The sequence below is a fragment of the Paenibacillus dendritiformis genome, assembly GCF_945605565.1.
Classification (GTDB): domain Bacteria; phylum Bacillota; class Bacilli; order Paenibacillales; family Paenibacillaceae; genus Paenibacillus_B; species Paenibacillus_B dendritiformis_A.
The window spans coordinates 6,391,102-6,404,706 of sequence record NZ_OX216966.1 but is presented as its reverse complement, the minus strand read 5'-3'; the positions used below and the strand labels follow the sequence as shown (position 1 = coordinate 6,404,706).

9 protein-coding genes and 1 riboswitch are annotated in these 13,605 nt (G+C 57.0%); of the genes, 3 read left to right on the top strand and 6 right to left on the bottom strand.

The features are described from left to right. The first annotated feature begins 4 nt into the window (after positions 1–4). Entirely contained in the window at positions 5–928 is a 924-nt protein-coding gene (locus tag NNL35_RS28785) for a response regulator (protein WP_006678786.1), read from the top strand. A gap of 60 nt (positions 929–988) precedes the next feature. Here the strand turns inward: NNL35_RS28785 and NNL35_RS28780 are convergent, their stop codons facing one another. From NNL35_RS28780 to NNL35_RS28755, 6 genes are all read right to left on the bottom strand, one after another. Next, positions 989–3,298, bottom strand: a complete 2,310-nt coding sequence (locus NNL35_RS28780; protein ID WP_006678787.1) for a beta-glucosidase family protein — start codon at positions 3,296–3,298, stop codon at positions 989–991. A 29-nt stretch (positions 3,299–3,327) separates the two neighbouring features. Continuing rightward, a complete protein-coding gene (locus tag NNL35_RS28775; RefSeq protein WP_006678788.1) occupies positions 3,328–4,569 on the bottom strand; it encodes a PTS sugar transporter subunit IIC in 1,242 nt (413 codons plus the stop codon). Between the two features lie 196 nt (positions 4,570–4,765). Further along, on the bottom strand, positions 4,766–7,255 hold the full coding sequence (locus tag NNL35_RS28770; protein ID WP_006678789.1) for a GH39 family glycosyl hydrolase: 2,490 nt from the start codon (positions 7,253–7,255) through the stop codon (positions 4,766–4,768). 113 nt (positions 7,256–7,368) lie between these two features. Next, complete coding sequence (locus tag NNL35_RS28765) at positions 7,369–8,406, bottom strand: cytochrome d ubiquinol oxidase subunit II (protein WP_006678790.1); 1,038 nt, start codon at positions 8,404–8,406, stop codon at positions 7,369–7,371. Further along, the gene (locus NNL35_RS28760) at positions 8,403–9,776 is read right to left on the bottom strand and encodes a cytochrome ubiquinol oxidase subunit I (RefSeq protein ID WP_006678791.1); all 1,374 of its coding nucleotides are present in this window, start codon (positions 9,774–9,776) and stop codon (positions 8,403–8,405) included. Before NNL35_RS28760 ends, NNL35_RS28765 begins: the two co-directional genes overlap by 4 nt. 153 nt (positions 9,777–9,929) lie before the next feature. Then, a complete protein-coding gene (locus NNL35_RS28755; RefSeq protein WP_006678792.1) occupies positions 9,930–11,381 on the bottom strand; it encodes an amino acid permease in 1,452 nt (483 codons plus the stop codon). A 118-nt stretch (positions 11,382–11,499) separates the two neighbouring features. Continuing rightward, a riboswitch (Lysine riboswitch) is annotated at positions 11,500–11,686 on the bottom strand. A 271-nt stretch (positions 11,687–11,957) separates the two neighbouring features. Here NNL35_RS28755 and NNL35_RS28750 point away from each other — a divergent pair. Then, entirely contained in the window at positions 11,958–12,653 is a 696-nt protein-coding gene (locus NNL35_RS28750) for an N-acetylmannosamine-6-phosphate 2-epimerase (RefSeq protein WP_006678793.1), read from the top strand. Between the two features lie 69 nt (positions 12,654–12,722). After that, on the top strand, positions 12,723–13,601 hold the full coding sequence (locus NNL35_RS28745) for an ROK family protein (RefSeq protein ID WP_006678794.1): 879 nt from the start codon (positions 12,723–12,725) through the stop codon (positions 13,599–13,601). The last annotated feature ends 4 nt before the right edge of the window (positions 13,602–13,605 follow it).

Below are 13,605 nucleotides of genomic sequence, written 5' to 3'. Positions count from 1 at the left end.
AACGTTGTTGAAATTTTATCTGGTTGAAGACGACCCTGCCGTTCGCAAAATGTTGTCGCGCATCGTGGACGAGAGCGGGCTGGGAGAGGTCGTGGGCGAAGCGGGAGACGGATCTCATGCTTCCGCGGCCGCTGTCCGGGAGGCGGACATTGTCATTCTCGACTTGCTGATGCCGGGGCGCGACGGGATTGAGACGGTCAAAGCGCTGCGCGATGAAAAGTACGGCGGCAGGTTCATTATGATCTCCCAGGTGGAGAATAAGGAAATGATCGGCGAAGCTTACCAGCAAGGCGTCGATACCTTTATCCAAAAGCCGATCAACCGTCTGGAGGTGCTGGCCGTGCTCCGGCGCGTCTCCGATCATCTGCTGCTGGAGAAGTCTATGCAGACGATCCGCAATTCGCTTCGCACGCTGGACAGGACCGGAACCGCGGATGCCGCGCCAGGCATTCCCCTCTACAAGGAAAAATCAATCGAACAACAGGCCCGGTCCTTGCTGCTGCAATTGGGGATTGCCGGCGAAGCGGGCGCTCCCGATCTGATTCGGATTATGACATGGCTCAAGGAACAGGAGCAAGGAGATAGCATCCTGCCGGATCTGCCCCCGCTCAAGACCATCTACGAACAGGTGGCGCTAAGCAGCCGCAAGGAGGCTGGATCCGATGCCCATCTGCAGAAGGACGTGCGCGCGATCGAGCAGCGCATCCGCCGCTTAGCCTTGCAAGCGCTTACTAATCTGGCGTCGCTAGGCTTGAGCGACTATGGCAACCCGACCTTCGAATACTTCGCTTCGCGTTTATTCGATTTTCAGGAAGTGCGCCTGCGCATGCGGGAGCTGGAGGAACAGAGCAAGTCATCCGCTTCCAAAATAAATCTGAGAAAATTTTTGTACGTGTTTTATATCGAGTCCTCATCCCCCGGCCTGTGAACCGGCTCTCCCGCACAGCAAAGCAGCTCCTTCCAAGGGCCGGAAGGAGCTGTCCCGCTTCTAGCGTTCCGCCGTTGCTTCGTCCGCAGGCTGGCAGCGGGCTACGCGATCCAGCATCTCTTGGATGACGAGGCGAGGGGATTTGTTTTGCAGCCATTGCTGGCCGAACATTTGAATAATTTTAATCAGCGGGAAATCATTCCAGAATCCGATGAATTCCTCGTTCAAGACGATGGCTTCTTCCGAATGCCGGTTCATATCCTCCAGGTATTCCTCCAGCACTGCCTGCGAATGGGAATAACGCAGCCAATCGCTTAACAGGCTGAAGGTGTGGAATGCAACGGCTTGCGTGCCGAAATCGCAGTGCAGCCGGCTGCAAAGCCGGATATCGCGAGAGGAGCTTCCCGCGAGGATATTGTAAAACCCGGTATCGGCAACCCAGCCCTGCTCCTTGGTATTGTAATAGGAGAAGTCCCGCCGTTCCAACGTAAAGTGAACCTTTTTCGTTTCCCCCGGCTCCAGTTCGACTTTGGCGAAAGCCTTCAGTTCTTTGTCCGGACGCACCCACTTGCATTCTTCATCATTCACATACAACTGGATGATCTCCTTGCCGCTTCGGGTGCCTGTATTGCGAATGACGCAGGCGACATGCACTTCGTCTCCCGTCTGAACCGCTTCGATCGAATCGTATTCGAATGTCGTATAGGACAGGCCATGGCCGAAGGGGAACTGCGGCTCCAACTGCTTCCGATCATAGTATCGGTATCCGGTGAACAGTCCCTCCCGATAATACAGCTTGCCGTCCTCGCCGCGCGGATAGAGAGTCGCAGGGGTGTCCGACAGCTTGACCGGGAATGTCTCCGACAGCTTGCCCGAAGGATTAACCAGGCCGAACAGCATCTCGGCGATGGCTCTGCCTGCCCCTTGACCGGACAGCCAGCCCTGAATCACGCAAGGTACTTGATCAACCCAAGGGCGCATGACGAGGGAGGTACCGCTGCTGAGAACGACGATACAATTCGGTTGGGCTTCGGCTACCGCTTGGATCAGCTTACTCTGATGGGGCGGCAAGTTGATCGAGGCGATGTCGATTCCTTCCGACTCCGAGGATTCGGGTTGTCCGGCGAAGATGATCGCTACATTCGAGCGTGCAGCCAGTGCAACGCTCTCCTCGATCAAGCCTTCATCGATCTGATCGATCGGGCTCGCTTGGGCATAGCCTTCCGCATAGCGAAGCTCAAGGCGTCCGCCAGCGATGTCTTGAAGCTCGTCCCAAGGGATATCGACGCGAGCCGGCGTCACTTTGGCGCTTCCCGCACCCTGAATGCGCGGCTGCTTCGCGAACCGGCCGATGACGGCGACGGAGGACAGGCGCTCAGGCTGAAGCGGGAGCAGTCCGTTATCATTTTTCAACAGAACCATGCTCTCGGCAGCCGCACGGCGGGCCAACTCATGCCGTTCTTCGGCGGATTGGATCGCTACCGCCTGGTGCTCTCTCGTCCGTCGAACCAACTCCAGAATTCTTCTCACGCATGCGTCCAATTCCTGCTCTTCTAATTCCCCGGCTTGCACCGCCTGGACGATCGCTTGCGTATGATAGTGAGCCGGACCCGGCATCTCCAGATCGAGACCTGCCTTAATGCCTTTGATGCGATTGTCTACGGCGGTCCAATCGGAGAGGACGACGCCGTCATATCCCCATTCTTCCCGCAGAATTCGCTTCAGCAAGAACTCGTTCTCACTGGTGTACTCGCCATTAAGCAGGTTGTAAGAGCACATGATCGTCCATGGGTCCGCCTTTTTCACAATTCGTTCGAACGCGCTCAGATAGATTTCGCGCAGCGTACGCTCATCCACCTCCGAGCTGGTGATCATCTTCTCGTACTCCTGATTGTTGCAAGCGAAGTGCTTGACGGATGCCGCGACGCCCTGGCTTTGAAGCCCTTCCACGAAGGCCGCCCCCAGTTCTCCTGTCAGGCATGGATCCTCCGAATAATATTCGAAGTTGCGTCCCCCCAGGGGTGTTCGCTTCATATTGATGCCCGGTCCGAGCAAGATATCGACATCGAGCTCTCTGCTTTCCTTCCCAAGCGCGATTCCGAGTTCGCGCAGCAGCTCCACGTTCCACGAGGAGCCGATCGCCGAACCTGTCGGGTAGCATGTAGCCGGCACATTGTGCCCGAAGATTCCGAGCTCTTCCGTGCTGGCCGTTTTCCGGATTCCGTTCGTGCCGTCATACATGGCGAGCGAAGGAATATTCAGCCGATCGACGCTTTTAGTCATCCACATATTCAATCCCGCGCAGAGCGACGCTTTTTCTTCCAGCGTCAATTGCGTCAGAAGCATGTTCGTTTCAGTTGCTGTTTTCATAGCCAGACCTCCGTATCATGCGGTGATGTCTATTTTTGATTTTGTGCTTGCTGTTCTTTTTTTAATTCCTGCATGTCATATGCCTTGAAGAAGGGGAACCAGACGGCGAACATGATGAGCAGGACCGCGGCCAATAAGATCAGCCCACTGATTCCCGAGACGATGTAAGTCGAGATCCCAAGCGGGGTGTACCACATCTGGAACAGCTGGCTTGGAATAGGAACAAGACCAAGATCCAGGGTGACATACACGATAATCGGAACAATCAATCCATTGATCCACATCGGGATCATCAAGATCGGATTGAACGCAATCGGGGCGCCATAGACGACCGGCTCGTTAATATTGAACAGCGAAGGCACCAGCGTCGTCTTGCCGATGGCGCTCAGCCGCTTCGATTTGGCGAAAAGGAACCAGATGACCATCGGCAGCGTGGCCCCCATGCCGCCTACCCCGACCCAGCCGGAGAAGAACGTCTCGAAGGTGTTGATGTTCATCGGCTCCATGCCCTGTGCGACGGCGGCGGCATTGGCTTCGATGGCCGGCAGCCAGATCGCGTAAAAGATCGGCATCAGCACCCACGGACTGACTCCGAAGGAATACAGGAACACGCCGATGAAGTTGAACAGCACGAACCCGATTAAGCTTTGGCTAATCTGGTTCAACGGTTCGAACACATTCAAGATCAGGGCGAAGATATCGAACTGCAGCGGATACGTCAGAACCCACCCGCCTAACAAAATCACGGCAATCGGCACGAGAAAGTCGAACCAATCGACAATGAATTCCGGCAGACTCGTATCTTTTTTGAAAAAAGAGAACCGGTGAAACGCGCTGAAGATAACGGCGACAAGCACGCCCACGATGAGCGAAGTGATCATGCCGCTCGGTCCGAACCGCTCCAGGATGAAGCTGATCGTTCCGTCTTCTCCGATGGTCGGTCTCAGCAGCATCAGGTAGAAAGAGAGGCCGGTGCAGCCTGCGATCAGTTTGATCTTATGGCGTTCTTTCTGTTCCATCACTTTATACGGGGTGAGGAACGAGATGAAGAGGCCCAGCAGGCCGAAGCTGAAGGTCGATACCGGCGACAAATCCGGCATTCCCGGGATAAAATCATTGAGAATGGACAGCAGCGTAATCAAAGAGCCGATAAACACCATCGGCAGAGCAATCATAATCGATTCCTGGATCGAGAAAACCCATACATTTTTCGTGAAGCTGTCTAATTTGGGCGCAAAACGTTCATTCATCCACTTCATGTACCGATCCATAGGCCGTTCCTCCTTAGGTTAATTCCTTCGTGCACATCCCCAGTTTAAATAAAAATGAATGCGTTTTCTTGGCCTTTATTGCCGACCCGGGGGGCGTTTTTTGTTCTTCTGGCCATCGCGAACCGGAACTCGAAGCGGAGAACTCGGCCCGAGACAGCAAAAAACACCCTCTCGTTGCAAAAGGGTGTCTTCCACTTCAATATTGGCGCTGCAAGGTCACAAGCTGCACGCCGTGCGGCGGAATCACGAAGCGGCGATCGAAGGAAGAGACGCCTTCGAGGAACTCCACCGTGACGGCCGGCCCCGTTCTCCGCCGTAAATAATCGATTTCCTCCTCGCTCGGCGTGCCGGGAGCGCCCATGCGCACCCACTCGTCGAAGAGCGAGCCATGATCGCGGTCGAGCCGGTACGTTGTCGCCTTATAGTTCCCCGACAGCCCTGCGAGATGAAGCGCGACTTCCAGATCCCCTTTTTCCTCAAATACCGTATATCTGTCCCGCTCCGTCAGTCCGGACCAATCGCCGCTCGCGAACAAGGGATCGACATGAACGTAATGGTATAACAGAATCGAATAGTCACCGCCCGATACCGTAATGGCATACCCGTCGCCCTGCCGGAGAAGGTTCCCTCTCAGCTTGGCAAGAAGCTCGAACGCGTAATAGGCGGGCTTCCTTAATCCATTGCGGTTGACTAAGCCGAAGCCGCCGTGCAAGATGGCGGGAACGGCCTGGCTCTCCTCGAACACGTCCGTGAACGACCAGAAGCCGAGCGAGTGGAGATTCCCTTGAGACTGGAGCGCATGCCGCAGAATGAACGGGGCCATGAACATCGTGTCATGAATATAATTCCGGTCGTAGAGCGAGAAGTTCCACTCCGTCACATGCAGTTCCGGCATCACGGGGAGCTGTGCGGCCTTGAGCTTGCCGCGAATCCGCTCGATCGTTCTGCCGTAAAAATCAGGCGGCATAATGGTAGTCAGCCGCTCTTCATATCTGGTGAACGGATACTCGGAATAGACGTGGAACGAGAAGAAATCAAGCGGCGCTTGGGAGGTCCGGCAATAGTCGAAAAAATCTTCCGCCCATGTATCGTTCCATATCGATCCGTATCCCAGCGCGGGACCGCCCGTTCTCAGATCGGGATCCACCGATTTGATCGCCTCCGCCGTCGCCTGGTAAAAGCGAAAGTACTCCTCCCGGGTTCCGGCCCAGCAGATGCCCTCCAGATCCGGCTCGTTCCAGACTTCAAAATACCATTGCTTCACTTCCTCCAGCCCGTACCGGTTCACGCAATGGCGCACGAACTGGCGCACCAGCTCCGTCCATTTGGTGATGTCGCGAGGCGGCGAGATATTGCCCTTCCACCAAAAAATGGTCTCCTCCGAACGGCGCAGCAGCGAAGGCATAAAGCTCAGCTCGACAAAAGGCCTCGTTCCGGCGCTCAACAGAAAGTCGTACAGCCGATCCACATAAGACCAGTTATAGACGGGCGTGCCGTCTTCCGTCTCGCTATAGATCATCATCTCGTCGTTGAAAATTCCGTGAAAGCGAATGTAGCGGAACTTCAACCTGGACTGCATCTCCCGGAACTGCTCCTGCCAATCGGCGCGGAGTCCCTCGAGCGCCCGTCCGGCCGTGGTGAGCATCCTCCAGTTGGGCTCGTAGGGATGAACCGGGTCATCGGCGTGAACATCAATGGAGATGCTGTCGCTGGCCAGCGGCCGGCTGAGCGGCAGCTCATGGCCGCTCTCCAGATAAGCGTATAAGGAATCCATCGCCTGGATCGTGTCGATATCGTAGTAAGCGCCATTGATCGGGCCTGTGCTTACATTCCAACGGTTGCTTTTTTTGAGCGTGTCCCGCTCCTGCTTCTCCCGGTATCCCGTCGGGGTTGTGCCATACTTTTCCTTGAAATAGCTGTTGAAGGCTTTTACATTGGCGAAGCCGCATTCCGAAGCGATCTGCGTCACGGTTTTATTGGTGCTCGCGAGCAATTCGGCGGATTTCTCCAAGCGGATGAGCGTCAAGTATTTTTGGAACGGGATGCCGATTCTGTCTTTGAAAAAATGGGAAAAATAGTGCAGGCTTAAATGCTCTTGCCGCGCGATATCCTGCAGCGTAATCTTCTGGCTGTAATGCTTATCGATATATTGAAGCACCCGGTTCAACCGTCTGAGTTCGTAATCGTTGCCTGGTTCGGTTCCCGGCTCGCTGTCCGGGAGCGCCTCATGCGGAAAGGATCGAACCAGATGCCCGATCAGCATATGCAGCAGCCCTACGGCGCAAGATTGGTACCCGGGAGGCTTTTTGTTCAGCTCCCACGCCATTCGCGCCAAGTAATGGCGGAGCTTGTCATGCTCAGGCTTGCCGTCGGCCCCGCGATCCTGCGATCTGCAATGAATATGCATGGGCCGCTCAAGCAGATCGGGACTGAACTGCAGGGTCAGCAATACGTTGTCCTGGCTCGTCTTTTCGATTTTGTGCGCGGATAAGCTGTTGATGAACAGGAAATCGCCGGGATGATATTCATGATTATCCCGGCCGACATAGATCCGCACGCTCCCCTGCAGGACGCAGATCATCTCCACCTCTTTATGCCAATGGAAATGAATATGATCCACGCTGTTGACGAACATGCGGAACGGCATGTCTTCTTGGTGCTCAATGAACTCATATAAGTATTTCATGGTATTCCTCCTCGCAAGCGCGGCATCCGGCCGATCCGCGCTTGATCCGAACGGATGCTCGCACCCTTGGTCCTACTTGGGCACTTTCACTGTAGCACGCGCTCCCGCTCCTGTCATTCCGGCTCGTTCTCGAAGTAGCGCCGGTCCTTCAAAAACAGCTTCCAGAACAAATAAAATACCGGGACGAGCAGGAGGGCGCTGACGATATAGCTGATGAGCAGCGAGCGGAAGATCGCAGGATTCGTGATGCTCGCTTCAATCGTCAGCTGCGGATAAATAATGTAAGGCAGATGGGCTCTCCCGTACGCGTAGCTGGCGAAGGCGTACTGCAAAATGACGAGCACGACGGCGGCTCGGGAATGTCCCTTCCAGCCGTCGCGGCGCGAGACGAACAGGCACGCATAGCCGATGGCGAAGGCCGCCGCGGACAGCGCGAAGCCAAGCCATTGCTCGCGGAAGCCCGCCACGATCCAGGCAGCCTCCGGCTGCACGGTAAGCGTGATGGCGAGCGCGGTCAGCAGGCTGAAGGGGCCGAAGATGACGGCCCAGCGCCGATAGATGCGGTAGGTCGCGGCATCGCGCGCCTCGCGGGAGTAATCGGCCAGGAACAGGGCCGAGAAGAACAGCTCCGTCGCGTAGCCGAAGGCGAGATGGGCGTACAGCGTCGGGCTGGCCAGCAGCTTCCCGAAGTCGAGCGTCAAGCCGCCGTCCGGAGTCTCCATAATGAAGCCGCCCAGCGTCACGGGAAGCACCGAGACGAGCAGCCCCGGGATGAGCAGCCCGGTCACGCCCGAGATAATGCTGATCGTGCGGCCGTACCGGTGGACGGAATATCCGTACACGAGGAAGGCGCTGCGCAGCGTGAGCAGCACGAGCACGAGACAGACGGGGACGAGCAGCACGGAAGCGAGCCCAAGCGTCGCCCCGGGGAAAAATCCGACGAGCGCGACGACGAACAGAACAAGGAACGTGTTGGTGACCTTCCACGAAGGGGATAAATACCGGTTGGCCAGCTCGGCTGCCCGGCCGTCCTCGCTGCGGCGGCCGTAGATCATCGACCAGAAGCCGGCCCCGAAATCAACGGAGCCAAGCAGACTGTAGACGAACAGGAACATCCACAATATCGAAATCGCGATCGTGGCATCGGTCATGTAAAGGCCTCCTCCGTATGCGGATGGTCATGGTCCGGTGTCGGCTCCTGCAGCTCCGCAGAGACGGGATGCCGCCGGAAGTAGAAGCGGAGCACGAGCGCCGTCAGCACGAGCAGCAGCACATAGATGCCGACGAAGAGGAGGAACAAGGAGCCCATATCATCGCTCTGCAGTGCCGCCTCCGACGTGCGCTGAATGCGGTAGATCGTCCATGGCTGGCGCGCGGAGCAGCTGAAAATCCAGCCGGTCTCGATGGATAGCAGCGACAGCGGTCCGGTGACGGCCAGCACATAGCGGAGCCAGCGCGGATAAGGGCGCGGCGACTTGCGCGTGAATGCGCGCCACAGCACGACCGCAAGCGACAGCCCGAGCAGGCCGAAGCCAATCACGACCATCAGATTGAACAAGGTGTGGACGAAGAGCGGCGGCCAATCCTCGCGCGGAATCTCATTGAGCCCCTTCACCTCGGCATCGAACCGGTTCGAGGCGAGGAAGCTGAGCATGCCCGGGAATTCGATGCCGTACTTGATTGTCCGCGTCTCGGGATCGGGAATGCCGCCGAGGACGAGCGGCGCGTGGGTCGTCGTCTCGAACAGCGCCTCGGCCGCAGCCAGCTTCTCCGGATTGTGGCGGTACATGCCCTGGGCGGCGGCATGGCCGTTCAAGGCGGTGGCGAGCGTCATGACGAGCCCGATGACGAGGCCGAGCATGAGTCCTTTGCGGTGATAGGCCGCTTCCCGCTCCGTCACATTGCGCTTGAGAAGGCGCCAGGCCGCGACGGTCACGACGAAGAAGGCGCCGGTCATATAGGCCGTGCTCAGCACGTGCAGCGCTGAGGTCGCGTACGAAGGATTGAAGAAGGCCGCCCACGGATCGACGTCGGTAATCTTCCCATCGACGATGTTGAAGCCGGCCGGCGTATTCATCCATGCCTGCGCGGCCGTGATCAGCGCGGCGGAGGCGCTGGCTCCGACCATGACGAAGAAGACGCTCAAGATGCGCATGCCATGGGTCAAGCGATCCGCCGCATAGAAGTAGATGGCCATAAATAAAGCCTCGAAGAAAAAGGCCCATATCTCGATCTGGAACGGAAGCGCGATGACTTGCCCGACGATTTCCATGAAGCCCGGCCACAGGAGGGCGAGCATGACGCCGACGATGGTGCCTGACGGAATGGCGACGCCGAGCAGGATGCCCAGCGTTTTGGTCCAGCGCTTCGCCATAATCGCATAATCCGAGTCCTTCTTGCGCCAGTACATAATCTCCGCGAAGACGATCATGAGCGACATGCCGACCCCCAGCGTCGCGAATATAATGTGGAAGGCCATCGACGTGCCGAACAGGGATCGGGTCATCGTAACGGAATCCATACACACACACCTCTTCTGCTGTCATTTCCGCCTAGTGTGTGGAAAATAGGTGCGGAATATGCATGATTACCCAGTTCTTCGATACAGAAAAACCCGCTTGCGCTACAGGGAAAATCCCCGGCGCAAGCGGGCCGTATCATCTAATGATTCGGGTCAGGTGTCGAATTTGCATTCGTCCAGCGGAATCATTTTCGTCCGGTGCTTCCATTTGTAACCGAGCCAGACGGACAGGAAGATCGGAAGACCGATATAGGTCATCAACAATCCCTTCCAGTCTATGCCGTTCCCGGTGAAGGCCTGATAGTTCTGTCCGACAATGACGATCATACAGAGCGCGAAGGCGAACAGCGGGCCGAACGGGAAGAATCTCGCCTTATAAGGCAATTCCTTCAGATCATGGCCCTGCTTCACGAAGGCACGCCGGAAGCGGTAATGGCTGATCGCGATGCCGAGCCAGGCGATGAAGCCGCACATGCCGGAGGCGTTCAAGAGCCAGATATAGACGACGCCGTCGCCGAAGAAGCTGGCCAGGAAGGCGAGCATCCCGATAATCGTCGTGACGATGAGCGCGTTGATCGGCACGCCGCGCTTGTTCAGCTTGCTCAGGAACTTGGGCGCCTTGCCTTCCTTCGCGAGCACCCAGAGAACGCGCGTCGAGGCATACATGCCCGAGTTGCCGGCAGACAGCACGGAGGTCAGAATGACGGCATTCATAATCGCGGCGGCGAATGCGAATCCGGCCTTCTCGAAGACGAGCGTGAACGGGCTCGTGTTGATGCTGTCCACATCGCTGGCCAGCAGGCTCGGATGCGTGTACGGAATCAGCAGCGCGATGACGAAGATGGCGCACACGTAGAACAGCAGGATCCGCCAGAATACTTGCCGGATGGCGCGCGGCACGCTCTCGCGCGGGTTCTCGCTCTCGCCGGCGGCGACCCCTACGAGCTCGGTGCCCTGGAACGAGTACCCTGCCGCCATGAAGACGCCGAGCACTGCGAAGAATCCGCCGTGGAACGGTCCGTCTCCGATCCGGAAATTTTCGAAGCCGACGCGTTCACTGCCCAGGATGCCGAAGATCATCAGCACGCCAACGACGAGGAAAATAAGGACTGTTGCGATTTTAATGATAGCGAACCAATATTCGGACTCCCCGTAGCCTTTGACGGACAAAAAATTCAGCAAGAAAATGATGCTGAGGAACAGTAGACTCCATAAAAATGAATTGCTGTCGGGGAACCAGTATTTGATGATGAGCGTAGCGGCTACCAGCTCCGAAGCGATCGTAATCGCCCAGTTGAACCAGAAATTCCAGCCCAGCGCGAACCCGAACGACGGATCGACGAAGCGGGTCGCATAGGTGCTGAACGATCCGGGATCCGGCATATAGGTGGCCAGCTCGCCCAGACTGGTCATCAGGAAATAGACCATGATGCCGACGGCAATATAGGCGACGAGCGCGCCGCCCGGTCCCGCTTGGGCGATGGCTCCGCCGCTGGCCAGGAACAGCCCTGTGCCGATGGAGCCCCCAAGCGCGATCATCGTAATATGACGGGTCTTCAGGCTGCGGCGCAGCCCGGACTGCCGATTATCTTCTGTTGCCTTCATTCTTGAAAACCCTCGCTTCCTTGTTGATTGAACAGTGGTCGGAAGGAGCGGCGACATGACAAAAAACCGTTCGAGCGTATCACGTCCGACGGTTAGACCGTCCCCATCATACCCTTCCTTAAAAGATAGCGCACCATACGGGGACGGGTTATCCCGTATGACAGTGCTGCGCCTTTCGGCAACAGCCCCAGCCCGCGTGCCGGAAGATGCCCGCAGACTTCGGCGGTGGTTCCTTCCTCTCTGCCTCCTCGGCGCTTCCCGCCTCCGCAGAGATACTACTAACAACCGCAACCTCTACCTCATCTCGGATAGGATGAGGATTTGCATGATGTGCACAATGGCACGTTATATTCGTTAAGTATAAAGAATACCCCCGGGGGAATCAATGACAAATGTTCCCGAAAGTTTGCAGAATGCGACGAAAGCCATTCCGGAGTCCGTAAAGTAGTAGGAAGAAATTTTTTTCAAAAACAAAATATAAAAAGAAAATAATTTACTGTATGGCGAGAGCGGTGATATAGTAAGGATAACTTCAGAGTGAAGAAATACACTACTAACACGTGGAGATGCATACAGATGAACAGAAATGCCAATGTATTTGAACAAGTCAAAGGGAAGCTGATCGTGTCTTGCCAGGCGCTGCCTGATGAGCCGCTGCACAGCCCTTTCATCATGGGGAGAATGGCGTATGCCGCCTTCCTGGGCGGAGCGGCGGGAATCCGCGCGAACAGCGTCGAAGATATTCAGGAGATGAAGAAGCAGGTGAAGCTGCCGATCATCGGCATTATCAAGCAGGACTACGAAGGCTCGGACGTATTCATTACGCCGACGGACCGGGAAGTCGGACTGCTTTATCGCGAAGGCGTCGATATTATCGCCATTGACGCGACGGATCGGGTGCGGCCGGACGGGACGACGATTGCGGAGCAGTTCCCGCAGTTAAAAGCGAAGTATCCGGATCAATTGTTCATGGCGGATTGCTCCACATACGAGGAGGCCATGACGGCGATCGAGCTGGGCTTCGACTGCATCGGCACGACGCTGTGCGGCTATACGGACGCGACCCGGGGCAAGGCGCTGCCGGACTTCGAGCTGCTCGGGAAGCTTGCGGCCGCTTCCCCTGTCCCTGTCATTGCGGAAGGCGGCATCTCGACGCCGGAGGAGCTGAAGCGGGCATTCGAACTCGGCGTGCATACGGCCGTCGTCGGCTCGGCGATTACGAGACCGATGGAGATTACGAAGCGCTTCGTGAAGGCCATTGAGCGGGACTGAAGATTAACGTCTAGCATGATGTTCTGATTGTTTTCTATACAGCGCATAGAGAAGGGCAGGGCGTTCGTTATGAAAATTGTGGCGGCGGATATTGGCGGGACTTCGACAAAGATCGGCCTGTGCGACGAGTCGGGACGGATTGAGCGGTTCCAGGAATACGAGACCGAGAGCAAGCGCGGCGGCGAGCATGTCATCGGGAAGCTTATGGCTCACCTGGAGGAGTACAGCGGCTATGACGCGATTGCCGTCAGCACGGCGGGTCAGGTCGATGCGGACGCGGGCGTGATCGTATACGCGAATGAAAATATTCCGGGCTATACGGGGATGCGCATCGCGGATAGGCTGACGGAGCGGTTCGGCAAGCCGGTCCGGGTCGAGAACGATGTCAATGCGGCTGCCTTGGGCGAGGGGCGCTTCGGCGCCGGCCGGTCCTATGCCGACTTCCTGTGTCTGACCTACGGCACGGGCATCGGCGGCGCGATCGTCATCAATGGCGACATTTACCGGGGCGCGAACGGCGTGGCCGCCGAGTTCGGCCATATCCTGACGCATGCTTGGGCGGAACGCCGCGATCCGGAATTCAAACCGTATTACGAGAAATTCGCCTCAACGAGCGCCTTGGTTCATCTGGCGCGTCAGGTTGACCCGGAATGTATCAACGGGCGGATATTATTTGATAAAATAGATAAAGGCAACGAGCCGCTGCGGCGCGTCATTGACGACTGGATCACGGAAGTCGCGGCCGGGCTGGCGTCCATCGTCCACATCTTCAATCCTTCCGCCATCGTGGTTGGCGGCGGCGTCATGGAGCGGGACGAGCTGGTCCGCCAGGCGGAAGAGCGGACGAAGGAGTTCATTATGGACAGCTTCGCCGGGGTTCGCATCGTCAAGGCTTCGCTCGGGAACAAGGCGGGGCTGTTGGGCGCCGCATCGCGTCTTTTGCCGTGACAAG

Coding starts and splice junctions, on each gene's coding strand:
- NNL35_RS28755 (WP_006678792.1), bottom strand. CDS start 11,381: ATGAAGGCAACAGAAGATAATCGGCAGTCCGGGCTGCGCCGCAGCCTG.
- NNL35_RS28765 (WP_006678790.1), bottom strand. CDS start 8,406: ATGACCGATGCCACGATCGCGATTTCGATATTGTGGATGTTCCTGTTC.
- NNL35_RS28770 (WP_006678789.1), bottom strand. CDS start 7,255: ATGAAATACTTATATGAGTTCATTGAGCACCAAGAAGACATGCCGTTC.
- NNL35_RS28745 (WP_006678794.1), top strand. CDS start 12,723: ATGAAAATTGTGGCGGCGGATATTGGCGGGACTTCGACAAAGATCGGC.
- NNL35_RS28750 (WP_006678793.1), top strand. CDS start 11,958: ATGAACAGAAATGCCAATGTATTTGAACAAGTCAAAGGGAAGCTGATC.
- NNL35_RS28780 (WP_006678787.1), bottom strand. CDS start 3,298: ATGAAAACAGCAACTGAAACGAACATGCTTCTGACGCAATTGACGCTG.
- NNL35_RS28775 (WP_006678788.1), bottom strand. CDS start 4,569: ATGGATCGGTACATGAAGTGGATGAATGAACGTTTTGCGCCCAAATTA.
- NNL35_RS28760 (WP_006678791.1), bottom strand. CDS start 9,776: ATGGATTCCGTTACGATGACCCGATCCCTGTTCGGCACGTCGATGGCC.